The organism is Nocardioides pyridinolyticus, from assembly GCF_054653575.1.
Window position 1 is genome coordinate 1 of record NZ_BAAIFY010000115.1, and the last position, 235, is coordinate 235.

1 protein-coding gene is annotated in these 235 nt (G+C 68.1%); it reads right to left on the minus strand.

All coding sequences use genetic code 11. The features are described from left to right. The coding region (locus ACYQ0U_RS22890) for a transposase (protein ID WP_459976181.1) at nucleotides 1-235 on the minus strand (235 nt) is incomplete at both ends.

The window sequence follows — 235 nt, forward strand, 5'->3', positions numbered from 1 at the left end:
CTTCGGGACACCGGCGCTGAGGGAGTCGATGAGCTTGACCATCAGCTCGCGGCCACGACGGCGGTCCTCTTCGCGGTAGGCGGTGATCATGCGCTGGTAGATGCCCCAGGTGGCTTCGACCTCGACGTGGGCCTCGTCGGCGAACAGCGCTCTCAGGCGGGCGGCTTGCTTGTCGGTGAGGAGGTCTGTGCCGGTGTGCAGGGTGCGGCGTGCGGAGTAGAGCGGGTCGCCCTTG